Here is a 13,462-nt window from a genome sequence, read left to right as displayed (position 1 = left end):
TGTTGTGTAAAAAAATGAACAAGGCTAAGCTCCGGTCAAACCCATAACAGCAATAATACCGGGGTGCTTCATGTCTCGCCTGCCGTTAATCGGCATCACCGACTGCTCGCAACAGTCCGGTCTGCATGCTCATCACATCAGTGGCGACAAAGCCGTCGATAGCGCAGCCAGCAAGGCTCGCCGCTTGCCGACGATGTTCCCGTCCATGACCATTCAAGCGTCAGCGTCCGATATTCTGGACGTATGGGAAAGCATCCTGTTTATGGCGTCTCCTTCCAATATAGATCTCTTTGAGTCCCAAAGCCTGTGCCGCTCCTCGAGCCGTGCTCATGATTCTGCACGCCTTGAATGTGCACAGGAAATGCAACGCCAGCGTAAAGGGCAGGTAAGCTCCTCTTTCATTGTCTATGCGCGGTGCCAGGCGTAAGCCGGCACTGCGCGAGCAAGCCCCCCTTTAACGCGACGCTCCGGCGTCAAACTTTGCCTGACACCACGTCAGGAGACTCAGCCCAGAGGCATTTATGAGTAACAACCTCGACCAGCTCACCGATTGGTTGAAAGACCACAAGATCACAGAAGTCGAATGCATGATCGCCGACTTGACCGGTATCACCCGGGGCAAGATCTCGCCGACCAACAAGTTCATCGCCGAAAAAGGCATGCGCCTGCCAGAAAGCGTGCTGTTGCAGACCGTGACCGGCGACTACGTCGAAGACGACATCTATTACGAACTGCTCGACCCGGCCGACATCGACATGATCTGCCGTCCCGACCAGAACGCCGTGTACATGGTGCCGTGGGCCATTGAGCCAACCGCTCAGGTGATCCACGACACTTACGACAAGCAAGGCAACCCGATCGAGCTGTCGCCGCGCAACGTCCTCAAGAAGGTCCTCAAACTCTACGCCGACAAGGGCTGGCAGCCGATCGTGGCGCCGGAGATGGAGTTCTACCTGACCAAGCGCAGCGACGACCCCGACTATCCGTTGCAGCCGCCGATTGGCCGCTCGGGCCGTCCGGAAATCGGTCGTCAGTCGTTCTCCATTGAAGCGGCGAACGAATTCGATCCGCTGTTCGAAGACGTTTACGACTGGTGCGAACTGCAGGAACTGGACCTCGACACGCTGATCCACGAAGACGGCACGGCGCAGATGGAAATCAACTTCCGTCACGGCGACGCACTGTCGCTGGCCGACCAGATTCTGGTGTTCAAACGCACCATGCGCGAAGCCGCGCTCAAGCACGACGTGGCCGCCACTTTCATGGCCAAGCCGATGACCGGCGAGCCGGGCAGCGCGATGCACTTGCACCAGAGCATCATCGACATCGAGACCGGCAAGAACGTGTTCTCCAATGAAGACGGGACCATGAGCCAGCTGTTCCTGCACCACATCGGTGGCCTGCAGAAACTGATCCCGGAATTGCTGCCGCTGTTCGCGCCGAACGTCAACTCGTTCCGCCGCTTCCTGCCGGACACCTCGGCACCGGTAAACGTGGAGTGGGGCGAAGAAAACCGCACCGTAGGCCTGCGTGTACCGGATGCCGGCCCGCAGAACCGCCGCGTGGAAAACCGCCTGCCGGGCGCCGACGCCAACCCATACCTGGCGATCGCCGCGAGCCTGCTCTGCGGCTACATCGGCATGGTCGAAGGCCTCAACCCGAGCGCGCCGGTCGTCGGTCGTGGTTACGAGCGGCGCAATCTGCGCCTGCCGCTGACCATCGAAGACGCGCTGGAGCGTATGGAAAACAGCGCGACCATCGAGAAATACCTGGGCAAAACTTTCATCACGGGCTACGTCGCGGTCAAGCGGGCCGAGCATGAAAACTTCAAGCGCGTGATCAGTTCGTGGGAGCGTGAGTACCTGCTCTTCGCCGTCTGATACGCCGGGTGCGGTGCTCAGGCGCCGCGCCTTCACCGATAACAAGGAGAATTGGCATGACCAGCAACAACCCGCAAACCCGTGAGTGGCAAGCGCTGAGCAGCGATCACCACTTGGCCCCGTTCAGCGACTTCAAGCAGCTGAAAGAGAAAGGCCCGCGGATCATCACCAACGCCAAGGGCGTTTACCTGTGGGACAGCGAAGGCAACAAGATCCTCGACGGCATGGCCGGGCTGTGGTGCGTGGCCATCGGTTACGGTCGTGATGAACTGGCCGACGCCGCCGCGAAACAGATGCGCGAACTGCCTTACTACAACCTGTTTTTCCAGACCGCCCACCCGCCGGCACTGGAACTGGCCAAGGCTATCGCCGACGTCGCACCGGAAGGCATGAACCACGTGTTCTTCACCGGCTCCGGCTCCGAAGGCAACGACACCATGCTGCGCATGGTTCGCCACTACTGGGCGATCAAGGGTCAGCCGAACAAGAAAGTCATCATCAGCCGCAAAAACGGTTATCACGGTTCGACCGTAGCCGGCGCTAGCCTCGGCGGCATGACCTATATGCACGAGCAGGGCGACTTGCCGATTCCGGGCATCGTCCACATCGCCCAGCCGTACTGGTTCGCCGAAGGCGGCGACATGTCGCCGGAAGAGTTCGGCATCTGGGCGGCCAATCAGCTGGAAGAGAAAATTCTCGAAGTCGGCGTCGACAACGTCGGTGCCTTTATTGCCGAGCCGATCCAGGGCGCCGGCGGCGTGATCATTCCGCCAGACACCTACTGGCCGCGCATCAAGGAAATCCTCGCCAAGTACGACATCCTCTTCGTCGCCGACGAAGTGATCTGCGGTTTCGGCCGTACCGGCCAATGGTTCGGCAGCGATTTCTACGACCTCAAACCGGACATGATGACCATCGCCAAGGGCCTGACCTCCGGCTACATCCCGATGGGTGGCCTGATCGTGCGCGACGAAGTGGTGAAGGTGCTCAACGAAGGCGGCGACTTCAACCACGGCTTCACCTACTCCGGTCACCCGGTGGCGGCAGCGGTGGGTCTGGAGAACATCCGGATTCTGCGCGACGAGAAAATTATCGAGAACGCCCACAACGAAACGGCACCGTATTTGCAGAAACGTCTGCGCGAGCTGAACGATCACCCGTTGGTGGGGGAAGTGCGCGGGGTTGGTCTGCTGGGGGCGATCGAGCTGGTGCAGGACAAGGCCACTCGCAAGCGTTACGAAGGCAAGGGCGTCGGCATGATCTGCCGCCAGTTCTGCTTCGACAACGGGCTGATCATGCGCGCTGTGGGCGACACGATGATCATCGCGCCGCCGCTGGTGATCAGCAAAGCGGAGATCGATGAGCTGGTTACAAAGGCACGCAAGTGTCTGGACCTGACCCTCAGTGCGTTGCAGGGCTAAGTGCTAGGCTTTGGGCGGGGGAGCTGCGGCGCTCTCGCGCAAAGCTGTCAGAAAGGCCGGTCTTTTCTTGAAAGACCGCCTCGGATCTTGCCAGACTAGCCGCGGTTCCAGTTGTCCGGGTTCGGCCGCTGAACAAAGTGGTTCAAAAAAGAAAAATTTGGAGCATTAACGCATGAAGGCATTAGGCAAAAAGCTTGCTGGCAAGACACTTCTCGCCCTGTCCGTCGCGGGCATGATGGCGGGTGCGGTTCAGGCGGACGACAAGGTATTGCACGTCTACAACTGGTCTGACTACATCGCGCCAGACACCGTTGCCAAATTCGAGAAAGAGTCGGGCATCAAAGTCGTCTACGACGTGTTCGACAGCAACGAAACCCTGGAAGCCAAACTGCTGGCCGGTAAATCCGGTTATGACGTGGTGGTGCCTTCCAACAACTTCCTCGCCAAGCAGATCAAGGCTGGCGTGTATCAGGAGCTGGACAAGTCCAAGCTGCCGAACTGGAAGAACCTTGATGAAGACCTGCTCAAGGCCGTTGGCGATGCCAGCGACCCGGGCAACAAGCACGCCTTCCCTTACATGTGGGGCTCCATCGGCATTGGCTACAACCCGGCCAAGGTCAAGGCTGCGCTGGGCATCGACAAGATCGATTCGTGGGACATCGTGTTCAAGCCAGAGAACATCGAGAAACTCAAAAGCTGCGGCGTGAGTTTCCTCGACGCCCCGACCGAAATGATTCCAGCGGCCCTGCACTATCTGGGCAAGCCGACCAACAGCAAGGACAAGGCTGATCTTAAAGCCGCCGAAGACCTGTTCCTCAAGGTGCGTCCTTCGGTTGCGTACTTCCACTCCTCGAAATACATCTCCGACCTGGCCAACGGCAACATCTGCGTGGCTGTCGGTTATTCGGGTGACCTGGAGCAATCCAAGACCCGCGCCAAGGAAGCCGGTGACAAGGTCAAACTGGCCTACACCATTCCAAAAGAAGGTGCTGGCACTTTCTACGACATGGTCGCCATTCCCAAGGATGCCGAAAACGTCGAGGCCGCCTACAAATTCATGAACTACCTGCTGCAGCCGGAAGTGATGGCCGAGATCACCAACGCCGTGCGTTTCCCGAACGGCAACAAGGCGGCCACGCCATTGGTGGACAAAGACATCACCAGCGATCCGAGCATCTACCCTTCGGCTGAAGTGAAGAAGCAGCTCTATGCGATCAGCGATCAGGATGCAGCGACCCTGCGCCTGATCACTCGCAGCTGGACCAAAATCAAATCCGGTAAATAAGCCGGTTTGAAGCAGCAACCGCTGGCCGTCGTCACCGCGAAGGCGGCCAGCGGGATAATTAAATGACAGAAAGTTTTGCTGGAACGGTTTTTCGAGGGTAAGTTGCGCGCCGGTTTTGTTGCCGGGCAGCCATGGCTGTCATGCAGCGCGGGGCAACTTGGGCCCAACTAATTTAGAGGACCTCCACTTGCCTATTTTTTCTTCTTTGCGCAATGCCCTGCTGGCCACTGCCGGCCTGACGATCGCTGTCGGAGCCCAGGCCGCCGGTACGGTGCATATTTATAACTGGTCGGACTACATCGGCGAGACGACCCTGGCGGACTTCCAGAAAGACACCGGAATCAAACCGGTCTACGACGTCTTCGATTCCAACGAAACCCTTGAAGGCAAGCTGCTGGCCGGACGTACCGGTTACGACGTGGTTGTGCCGTCGAACCACTTCCTCGGCAAGCAGATCAAGGCGGGCGCGTTCCAGAAGCTCGACAAGTCGCAGCTGCCGAACTATTCCAATCTCGACCCGGCGCTGCTCAAGCGTCTGGAGCAGAACGATCCGGGCAACCTGTACGCCGTGCCGTACCTGTGGGGTACCAACGGCATCGGTTACAACGTCGACAAAGTGAAGGCCGTGCTCGGAGTCGACAAGATCGATTCGTGGGGCGTGCTGTTCGAGCCGGAGAACATCAAGAAGCTGCAAAGCTGCGGAGTGGCGTTCCTCGACTCGGCTGATGAAATGATGCCGACCGTGCTCAACTATCTGGGCCTGAATGCCAACAGCACCAATCCCAAGGACTACGCAAAGGCCACTGACAAACTGCTCGCGGTGCGTCCTTACGTGACCTATTTCCACTCCTCGAAATACATCGGCGACCTGGCCAACGGCGACATCTGCGTGGCGATCGGTTTCTCCGGCGATATCTTCCAGGCGAAGAATCGCGCGGCAGAAGCCAAGAAAGGCGTGAACATCGCCTACACCGTCCCGAAAGAGGGCGGCGCCCTGTGGTTCGACATGCTGGCAATCCCCAAGGATTCGTCCAACGTGAAAGAGGCCCATGCCTTCATCAACTATCTGCTGAAACCTGAGGTGATTGCCCAGGTCAGTGATTACGTCGGTTACGCCAACCCCAACCCCGGGTCGGACAAGCTGATGGAACAATCCATCCGTACCGATGCATCGGTTTATCCACCGCAGGCTGTGATCGACAAGGCTTACGTGTCGATCGAGTTGCCACCGAACATTCAACGTCTGATGACCCGCAGCTGGACCAAGGTCAAGTCGGGTATGTAAGGCACACACTATCCAGGGTTCGCCTGCGTGGGCGAACTGCACTGTTTTTTTCTGGGAGTTTCGTAAATGGCAGTTGCCTCCGGCGCCTATAAGAAAGCCCTCGAGGGCGACCAGACACCTAAGCAGGTGTTGGTCAAAATCGACCGGGTCACGAAGAAGTTCGACGAGACGATTGCCGTGGACGATGTGTCCCTGGAAATCAAGAAAGGCGAGATCTTCGCCCTGCTCGGCGGTTCGGGATCGGGCAAATCCACTCTGCTGCGGATGCTGGCAGGGTTCGAACGGCCCACGGAGGGGCGCATTTTTCTCGACGGCGTCGACATCACCGACATGCCGCCGTACGAACGTCCGATCAACATGATGTTCCAGTCGTACGCCTTGTTCCCGCACATGACCGTAGCGCAGAACATCGCGTTCGGCCTGCAGCAGGACAAGATCCCCAAGGCCGAGATCGACGCCCGCGTGGCCGAGATGCTCAAACTGGTGCAGATGAGCCAGTACGCCAAGCGCAAACCGCATCAACTGTCTGGCGGTCAGCGTCAGCGGGTGGCGCTGGCGCGTTCGCTGGCCAAGCGGCCGAAGCTGCTGCTGCTCGACGAACCGATGGGCGCGCTGGACAAGAAACTGCGTTCGCAGATGCAGCTTGAGCTGGTCGAAATCATCGAGCGCGTGGGTGTGACCTGCGTGATGGTGACGCACGATCAGGAAGAGGCCATGACCATGGCCGAGCGCATTGCGATCATGCACTTGGGCTGGATCGCCCAGATCGGTAGCCCGATCGACATCTACGAAACCCCGACCAGCCGTCTGGTCTGCGAATTCATCGGCAACGTGAACATCTTCGAAGGCGAAGTGATCGACGACGCCGAAGGCCACGCGACCATCACCTGCAAGGACCTCGACCGACAGATCTATGTGGGCCACGGCATCAGCACCTCGGTGCAGGACAAGTCCGTGACCTACGCGATCCGTCCGGAGAAACTGCTGGTCACCGCCGATCAGCCGACCTGCGAATACAACTGGTCGAGCGGCAAGGTCCATGACATCGCTTACCTCGGCGGGCACTCGGTGTTCTACGTCGAATTGCCGAGCGGCAAACTGGTGCAGTCGTTCGTCGCCAACGCCGAACGCCGTGGCGCACGTCCAACCTGGGGCGATCAGGTTTACGTGTGGTGGGAAGACGACAGCGGCGTGGTACTTCGCTCATGAACATGCGCAAGTTCAAACGACGGCTCAACCGAATAATTCCCAATGGCCGCCAACTGGTCATCGGGGTTCCCTTCATCTGGCTGTTCCTGTTCTTCATGCTGCCGTTCTTCATCGTTCTGAAGATCAGCTTCGCTGAAGCCGACGTGGCCATCCCGCCGTACACCGAGATCTACACGTTCGCCGAGCAGAAACTGCAACTGCTGCTGAACCTCGGCAACTACGCAATGCTCGGCGACGACGAGTTGTACATCGCCGCCTACCTCGGCTCGCTGAAGATGGCGCTGATCAGCACCGTGCTGTGTCTGCTGATCGGCTACCCGATGGCCTATGCCATCGCCAGTGCCCGTAAAGAGCTGCAGACGGTGCTGGTGCTGCTGATCATGATGCCGACCTGGACCGCGATCCTGATCCGCGTGTATGCGTGGATGGGCATCCTCAGCAACAACGGTCTGCTCAACGGTTTTCTGATGAGCATGGGTTTCATCGACGAGCCGCTGCAGATCCTCAACACCAACCTCGCGGTGTACATCGGTGTTGTCTATTCGTACCTGCCGTTCATGATCCTGCCGCTCTACGCCAACCTGGTGAAGCACGACAACAGTCTGCTGGAAGCGGCGTCGGACCTCGGTTCGAGCACCTTCAACAGCTTCTGGAAAATCACTATTCCGCTGTCCAAGAACGGGATCATTGCCGGCTGCATGCTGGTGTTCATTCCGGTGGTGGGCGAGTTCGTGATCCCGGAACTGCTCGGCGGTCCGGAAACCCTGATGATCGGTAAAGTGCTCTGGCAAGAGTTCTTCAACAACCGAGACTGGCCGGTGGCGTCCGCGCTGGCGGTGGTGATGCTGGCGATCCTGATTGTGCCGATCATCCTGTTCAACCGCAGTCAGGCCAAGGAAATGGAGGGTAAAGAATGAAGCGCATCCGTTTCTCCAGCCTGATGCTGGTCCTGGGTTTGTTGTTTATTTATCTGCCGATGCTGATCCTGGTGATCTACTCGTTCAACGCCTCGAAACTGGTGACGGTGTGGGGCGGCTGGTCGATCAAGTGGTACGTCGGCCTGCTCGACAACACCCAACTGATGGGCTCGGTGGTGCGCTCGCTGGAAATCGCCTGCTACACCGCCGTCGCTGCGGTGGCGCTGGGTACCCTGGCGGCGTTCGTGCTGACGCGTATCACCCACTTCAAGGGCCGCACGCTGTTCGGCGGTCTGGTGACGGCGCCATTGGTAATGCCGGAAGTGATCACCGGTCTGTCGCTGTTGCTGCTGTTCGTGGCCATGGCGCAGATGATCGGCTGGCCGCAGGAGCGTGGCATTGTCACCATCTGGATCGCCCACACGACGTTCTGTGCGGCGTACGTGGCGGTGGTGGTGTCGGCGCGTCTGCGTGAGCTGGACCTGTCGATCGAAGAAGCGGCGATGGATCTGGGGGCGCGGCCGTGGAAGGTGTTCTTCCTGATCACCATCCCGATGATCGCGCCGTCGCTGGCGGCGGGCGGCATGATGTCGTTCGCGCTGTCGCTGGATGACCTGGTACTGGCGAGCTTTGTCTCCGGCCCGGGGTCGACGACCCTGCCGATGGAAGTGTTCTCGGCGGTGCGTCTGGGCGTGAAGCCTGAGATCAACGCGGTGGCGAGCCTGATTCTGCTGGCGGTGTCGATTGTGACCTTCATGGTCTGGTTCTTCAGCCGCCGCGCTGAAGAAGCACGCAAGAAAGCTATCCAGCAAGCCATCGAAGAAAGCGCTGCCGATTCGTGGAAGCAACCGGACGTGCGTCGCGCACCGGCGCCGGAAGCGGCGTAAGCCAGTTGGGTTGGTCTCAGTCTCGAGGCCAACCCGAATCCAATGCTGGAATGGGTTTCTGTGGTGAGGGGATTTATCCCCGATGGACTGCGCAGCAGCCCCCTGCTTTTTGGATCAAGAGAGGGGGTGCTTCGCACCCCATCGGGGATAAATCCCCTCGCCACAGGTCCCATTCCACAGTTGGATTCAGGCTGTCCAAGGGGATTTGCGGATCACCTCGACAAAGTTCATCGGTTTGAACCCCGGCTCCTGATCCACCAGCACATCGGTCTTCACATTGCCGAATGTGGTCTGCGGACGATGGCGCAAGCCATCGGCAAATGCGCAGATGATGCACTCCTTGAAACCTTCCCCGCGTGGATGCGCATGCACCACCGCTTCGCGCTGCACGTTGCTGAACGCGGCGTAATCCATGCCCAGCACGTCCATCTCGACACCGGCGGTCACCAGCGCCACGGTCGGGCGCAGATGCTTCGGTACGCCCGGCGTGGTGTGCAGGGCAATCGACAACCAGACCTGTTCGATGTCGTCATCGCTCAAGCCATACGGTTTCAGGAATGCCGCTGCAGCGTTGGCACCGTCGACTTCGAAACGCTCGTCGTCACTGCGATGACCTTCGACCAGACCGAGGTCATGGAACATCGCGCCGACGTACAGCAGCTCCGGGTCGTAGGCCAGTTGCTGACGTTCGCCGCTCAACGCCCCGAACAGAAACACCCGGCGCGAGTGGTGATAGAGCAGGTCGGATTCGATGTCGCGGATGTATTCGGTGGTAGCGCGGGCGAGGGCGCTGTCGGGGATCTTGATGCCGGCGATGGTGGTGGTCATGGGAGGTTTCCTCGTCGAAAACGCCGGGTCGGCGCTGATGGAGAAAGTCTGTTCCCGAGGCTGAAAGCGGACAATCGACGCATGGCTGCGATCCTTGCCAATCGACCTGCAAATCATGCCAACTGACCGATAGGAGAGCATTGTGGTGAGGGGATAAATCCCCTCGCCACAGGTTCAGAGGAGTTTGCGAGAGAGATGACCAAAACCGTCGCCATCGTGGTATTCCCCGGCGTGCAATCACTGGACGTCACCGGGCCCATGGATGTGTTCGCCGAGGCCAATCGTTTTCTCGCGCCCGAGGATCACTACCGGCTGGAGGTGATCGGTGTCGAACACGGATCGATGGCCTGCTCCAACGGCCTGGTGCTGAACGCCCATCGTCATTTCGGCGAAGTGGCGGACGCCTTTGACCTGTTGCTGGTCGCCGGTGGGCCGCAGTTGCCCTTCATCGATTTCGGCAAGTCCTTCGACACCTGGCTGCGCGAGGCTTGCGCCCGGGCGCAGCGTTTCGGCTCGATCTGCAACGGCGCCTTCATGCTGGCGCGCGCGGGGCTGCTTGAGGGGCGCACGGTCACCACGCATTGGAACGATGCCGAGGCCTTGGCACAGTTGTGCCCGTCCACGCAGGTCGAAGCCGATCGCTTGTACGTCGAGGATGGTGCGCTCTACACCTCGGCCGGGGTGACGGCGGGGATTGATCTGTCGCTGTACCTGCTGGCCCGTGATCACGGCGCCGAAGTGGCATTGAGCGTGGCCAAGCGGCTGGTGGTGTTCACCCAGCGTTCCGGCGGGCAGTCGCAGTTCAGTCCGTTCCTGACGCCGCACGCAGAGTCGACCTCGGCGGTGGCGATGGTGCAGTTGTATGTGCTGGCCAATCTCACTGGGGATCTGACCATCGCCGATCTGGCCAATGCGGCGAACATGAGTGCGCGCAATTTCTCCCGGGTGTTTGCCCGTGAAGCCAAGGTCACGCCGGCAGAGTTCGTCGAGCGGGCGCGAGTGGACGCGGCGCGGGTGTTGCTGGAAAGCACCACGGCGCCGTTGAAGACTGTGGCGTATCAGTGCGGGTTTCGCGATGCGCAACATATGCGCAGTGTGTTCAATCGCAGGTTGGGCGTGACGCCGCAGCAGTTTCGGCTGAATTTTGCGGTGATGCTTTGAAGGCCTTTGGTGTTCTTGAGGGCCCATCGCTGGCAAGCCAGCTCCCACAGGTTCTCTGGTGTTCTCATGATTTGTGAACGACACGAAACTCTGTGGGAGCTGGCTTGCCAGCGATGAGGCCAGTCCAGTCAATACAACTCTATTGCGCAGCCCGCGCCGGCAACAGCTTCAACGTGCTGCGCGTGTTCGCCGTCACCTCTTCCTCGCTGAAATGCGCCTGCACATACATCCCGTCAACATACGCCTCAGCCTGATCGTCATAGTGACTGTCGAACGGCACACCACTCTGTCCGACCGGATTGATCGTCAAGCTGTGCGCCGGGTCGGCGAAGTCCACCAGACGCCGCGTCGAAGGCCCGTAAGTCACCGGCCATGGCGCCGGGCCGATCTTCGCCGAAAGGTTGTTCGGCACTTCATGACTGCCCGGTGCCGCGAACGGCCCGACGTTGAAAATCCGGTCCAGCGGCTTCTGCTGCCCCAGCGGATGCCCGTGAGTCAGTGTGTGCGCCGCGCCCCATTGCCATCCGGCAACATCGTCGCCAAGGGTCAGTTTCAGATGCTTGATGCTCGCCTGCCACGCTGTGCGCACGACATCGGCGCGGGTCTCTTTGGCTGGGGTGGCGCGGTTGTCCCACCACGGTGAATCGGCGTTCGCCGCCAGCCGTGGCAGTGCCGAATCGATCACCCGTGTCGACAACAGCGTGTCGAAAAAGTCATTGCCCAACTCATCGCGCATCGCCGCATCGGCGAGGTCGTAGAGGAACTGGTTGAACACCGTCGCACTGACCGAATCCAGCGGGTAGTCGCCTGGCCATTGCGCCAGTTGCTCGACCAGTTTCAACTGCGCCGGGTCGCTGACCACCTCACGCAACACCGGCAGCAACGGTGAGAGCAAACGCGGGCCATAACCGGTCGCCGTGCCCAATTGCAATTTCTGATTGGCTTCGTTGGTCCACTTCACGTTCTTGTCGCTGAGCTGGCGATTGAGCTGTTGCCCGCGATCGGCAAGGTTGTAGTAACCGGGAATCTCCATGCCGGTCGGCGAAACCGGCTGGAAGTTGGCCGAGACGATGTAACCGCGCGCCGGGTTCTCTTCCTGCGGGTTGGCGCTGAACGGGTAGTAACCGTCCTTGTCGGCCTGATTGCTGCTGCCGTCGAGAATGAAACCCGGCTTCACCCCGACCGGGCGTTTTGGCAGCAACGCCGAGGCCCACCAGCCGATATCACCCTTGGCGTTGGCGTAAACCAGATTCAGCCCCGGCGCCTGCACCTTGGCCGCAGCAGCGCGGGCCTTGGCCAGCGTGTCGGCACGGTTGAGCTGGTAGAAACCTTCGAGAATCGGGTTCGGTGTTTCGAGGAATGCCCACCACATCGCAATCGGCGTCTTGCCGGCGGCCGTACCCAGCGCATCGTTGACGATCGGGCCGTGCGGCGACTGACGCAGGGTGATGGTCACTGGCGTCTGGCCCTTCACATTGATCTGCTGCTCGGTGACGACCATGTCGGTCCACTGGCCGCGATACCAGACCTGATTCGGATTATCCGGATTGACCTTCTCGGCGATCAGGTCCAGATCGTCGTTCTGGAACATGGTCAGGCTCCAGCCGAAATCGAGGTTGTGCCCCAAAAACGCGAACGGCACTAGCGCCTGATGATGGCCATAGAGTTCGAAACCCGGCGCCGACAATTGCGCCTCGTACCACACCGACGGCACCGAGAAACGAATGTGCGGATCGCCGGCCAGCAGCGGTTTGCCGCTCTGGCTGCGACTGCCCGCGATGACCCAGGCATTGCTGCCTTCAAACTGCGGCAGACCGTTGTCGATCAGTACCTGTTCGCTGAGGCGGGCGAGGGCGTTGAGGTCTTTCCAGTCGCCGGCGGCAAGCGCCGGAGTCGGGTTGGCGCGACTCTTCGCCAGCACGCCTTTGGGCTGCCAGTCGAGATCAAAGACGTTGAGGTAGTCGGCGCCCAGTTGATCGCGTACGTAAGTCAGCAAAGGCTCGGTGCGAAACGCCGCGGCAAAGCTGTAGGCCATGTAACCGGCGACACTGATGCTGTCTTCAGCCGTGAACGGCCGCTTGGGGATGCCCAGCACGTCGAACTCGATAGGCGCCGCGTGGGTGTCCTGATATTGGTTGATGCCATCCAGATAGGCTTGCAGGCCCTTCCACGCCGGCGACTGCTTATCGAGACTGGCGACGTAACTGGCCGCCCGTTCACGGATGCGCAGGCTGCGGAACAGTTTGTCGGTGTCGAGCAGTTTTGGCCCGAGCACTTCGGCCAGTTCGCCACGGGCGAGGCGGCGCATCGCTTCCATCTGGAACAGCCGGTCCTGGGCATGCACATAGCCGAGGGCGCGGTACAGGTCGGTTTCGTTCTCAGCACGGATGTGAGGCACGCCGCGCTCGTCATAGCGTACGGTCACCGAACCCTGCAGGTTGCGCAGTTCAACCTGGCCCTGGCGGGATGGCTGCTTGCTGTAGACATACCAGCCGGCGCCGGCGAGCAGGACAACGATGAGCAAGGCAAGAACGGTGAACACGCGCTTCATGGTGACTCCTTGTGCATGCGGGATTGCCGCCCGTCGGG

The 13,462-nt window shown here is 60.0% G+C and carries 11 protein-coding genes; 9 read left to right on the top strand and 2 right to left on the bottom strand.

Annotated elements, in window-relative coordinates:
• Positions 1–70: 70 nt before the first annotated feature.
• The 8 genes from ACVVH8_RS28410 to ACVVH8_RS28375 all read left to right on the top strand — a co-directional run bounded on the left by ACVVH8_RS28410 (position 71) and on the right by ACVVH8_RS28375 (position 8,884).
• Positions 71–427, top strand: a complete 357-nt coding sequence (locus tag ACVVH8_RS28410; RefSeq protein ID WP_475227519.1) for a gamma-glutamyl-gamma-aminobutyrate hydrolase family protein — start codon at positions 71–73, stop codon at positions 425–427.
• A 94-nt stretch (positions 428–521) separates the two neighbouring features.
• Positions 522–1,880 carry a glutamine synthetase family protein gene (locus ACVVH8_RS28405; RefSeq protein WP_007913846.1) on the top strand — a complete coding sequence of 453 codons (1,359 nt, stop codon included), beginning with the start codon at positions 522–524 and terminating at the stop codon, positions 1,878–1,880.
• 56 nt (positions 1,881–1,936) lie between these two features.
• Entirely contained in the window at positions 1,937–3,301 is a 1,365-nt protein-coding gene (locus ACVVH8_RS28400) for an aspartate aminotransferase family protein (RefSeq protein WP_103302479.1), read from the top strand.
• A gap of 172 nt (positions 3,302–3,473) precedes the next feature.
• Positions 3,474–4,586, top strand: coding sequence for a polyamine ABC transporter substrate-binding protein (locus ACVVH8_RS28395; RefSeq protein ID WP_475227515.1), 1,113 nt, complete (start codon positions 3,474–3,476; stop codon positions 4,584–4,586).
• Positions 4,587–4,773: 187 nt separating this feature from the next.
• Positions 4,774–5,871, top strand: a complete 1,098-nt coding sequence (locus ACVVH8_RS28390; protein WP_103302477.1) for a polyamine ABC transporter substrate-binding protein — start codon at positions 4,774–4,776, stop codon at positions 5,869–5,871.
• A gap of 66 nt (positions 5,872–5,937) precedes the next feature.
• The gene (locus ACVVH8_RS28385) at positions 5,938–7,080 is read left to right on the top strand and encodes an ABC transporter ATP-binding protein (protein WP_103302476.1); all 1,143 of its coding nucleotides are present in this window, start codon (positions 5,938–5,940) and stop codon (positions 7,078–7,080) included.
• Between the two features lie 35 nt (positions 7,081–7,115).
• Entirely contained in the window at positions 7,116–7,997 is an 882-nt protein-coding gene (locus ACVVH8_RS28380; RefSeq protein ID WP_249412168.1) for an ABC transporter permease subunit, read from the top strand.
• Entirely contained in the window at positions 7,994–8,884 is an 891-nt protein-coding gene (locus ACVVH8_RS28375) for an ABC transporter permease subunit (protein ID WP_103307430.1), read from the top strand. The genes ACVVH8_RS28380 and ACVVH8_RS28375 overlap by 4 nt, the downstream gene beginning before the upstream one ends.
• Positions 8,885–9,070: 186 nt before the next feature.
• Here the strand turns inward: ACVVH8_RS28375 and ACVVH8_RS28370 are convergent, their stop codons facing one another.
• On the bottom strand, positions 9,071–9,712 hold the full coding sequence (locus tag ACVVH8_RS28370; protein WP_315445093.1) for an HD domain-containing protein: 642 nt from the start codon (positions 9,710–9,712) through the stop codon (positions 9,071–9,073).
• Between the two features lie 195 nt (positions 9,713–9,907).
• Here ACVVH8_RS28370 and ACVVH8_RS28365 point away from each other — a divergent pair, with 195 nt between their 5' ends.
• Positions 9,908–10,873: a GlxA family transcriptional regulator gene (locus tag ACVVH8_RS28365; RefSeq protein ID WP_475227513.1), complete on the top strand. Its 966-nt coding sequence runs from the start codon at positions 9,908–9,910 to the stop codon at positions 10,871–10,873.
• A 139-nt stretch (positions 10,874–11,012) separates the two neighbouring features.
• Here ACVVH8_RS28365 and ACVVH8_RS28360 read toward each other — a convergent pair whose 3' ends face one another.
• The gene (locus ACVVH8_RS28360) at positions 11,013–13,424 is read right to left on the bottom strand and encodes a penicillin acylase family protein (protein ID WP_475227510.1); all 2,412 of its coding nucleotides are present in this window, start codon (positions 13,422–13,424) and stop codon (positions 11,013–11,015) included.
• Between the last annotated feature and the right edge of the window lie 38 nt (positions 13,425–13,462).

It is taken from the genome of Pseudomonas trutticola BRTCR10 (assembly GCF_056155105.1).
The sequence above is the reverse complement of the archived record's forward strand: the minus strand, read 5'-3'. Positions and strand labels throughout refer to the sequence as shown.

Coding starts and splice junctions, on each gene's coding strand:
- ACVVH8_RS28370 (WP_315445093.1), bottom strand. CDS start 9,712: ATGACCACCACCATCGCCGGCATCAAGATCCCCGACAGCGCCCTCGCC.
- ACVVH8_RS28360 (WP_475227510.1), bottom strand. CDS start 13,424: ATGAAGCGCGTGTTCACCGTTCTTGCCTTGCTCATCGTTGTCCTGCTC.
- ACVVH8_RS28410 (WP_475227519.1), top strand. CDS start 71: ATGTCTCGCCTGCCGTTAATCGGCATCACCGACTGCTCGCAACAGTCC.
- ACVVH8_RS28405 (WP_007913846.1), top strand. CDS start 522: ATGAGTAACAACCTCGACCAGCTCACCGATTGGTTGAAAGACCACAAG.
- ACVVH8_RS28400 (WP_103302479.1), top strand. CDS start 1,937: ATGACCAGCAACAACCCGCAAACCCGTGAGTGGCAAGCGCTGAGCAGC.
- ACVVH8_RS28365 (WP_475227513.1), top strand. CDS start 9,908: ATGACCAAAACCGTCGCCATCGTGGTATTCCCCGGCGTGCAATCACTG.
- ACVVH8_RS28395 (WP_475227515.1), top strand. CDS start 3,474: ATGAAGGCATTAGGCAAAAAGCTTGCTGGCAAGACACTTCTCGCCCTG.
- ACVVH8_RS28385 (WP_103302476.1), top strand. CDS start 5,938: ATGGCAGTTGCCTCCGGCGCCTATAAGAAAGCCCTCGAGGGCGACCAG.
- ACVVH8_RS28375 (WP_103307430.1), top strand. CDS start 7,994: ATGAAGCGCATCCGTTTCTCCAGCCTGATGCTGGTCCTGGGTTTGTTG.